The organism is Gillisia xinjiangensis (assembly GCF_046298265.1).
Lineage (GTDB): Bacteria > Bacteroidota > Bacteroidia > Flavobacteriales > Flavobacteriaceae > Gillisia > Gillisia xinjiangensis.
Genome location: NZ_JBKAHK010000075.1, coordinates 1 through 597, shown reverse-complemented (window position 1 = coordinate 597; position 597 = coordinate 1). Strand labels below are relative to the sequence as shown.

Sequence of the window (597 nt, the reverse complement as noted above, 5' to 3'; positions counted from 1 at the left end):
GGAGGCCAGCGGCGCCCGCGCCGCCAAGCGGGCCGCCCAGGCCGGCGCCTGGATGTGGGCGGAGATCGCCGACGGCCTCATGCGCCGCTTCAAGGCCCACCCGGAGGTCGCCCGCGAGTTGGAAGGCCTCGAGCGCCAGGTGAAGGCCGGCAAGACCACCCCCACCGTCGCCGCCCGCCGCCTGGTCGGCCTGTTCAGCCGGGATTAACGCGATTCTAGGGTAAATGTTGAGGAGAGGCCCCTCGCCCTCCCACTTCGCGGACCCTCCCTCTCCCCACGGGGAGCGGGCAGGGGTGAGGGGGGCCTTTTTGGCCCGGGATTCGGCTTGACGGGGCCCCGCTGCTGCCTTAGAAACCAGCCCGCACCGGGTGGCTCCGTCCGCCCGGTATCCCATTTTAATGACCCAGGCGCCTCCATCCGAGGCTTCCTCCGGCGCCGGGCCCAAGAGCTAGGATTTGCGATCATGGCACGACGTTGCGACTTCACCGGCAAGGCCGTTCAGACCGGCAACAACGTGAGCCACGCCAACAACAAGACCCGGCGCCGCTTCCTGCCGAACCTGCAGGACGTCAGCCTGATGAGCGACGCGCTGGGCAC

1 protein-coding gene and 1 pseudogene are annotated in these 597 nt (G+C 69.5%); both read left to right on the top strand.

The genetic code is table 11. From position 1 onward, the window contains the following. Positions 1-208, top strand: a pseudogene (locus ACKGJN_RS16545) (hypothetical protein); the annotation flags it as partial. Between the two features lie 255 nt (positions 209-463). Then, positions 464-597: 50S ribosomal protein L28 (rpmB, locus tag ACKGJN_RS16540; RefSeq protein ID WP_409540670.1), on the top strand; the 134-nt coding region annotated here is incomplete at its 3' end.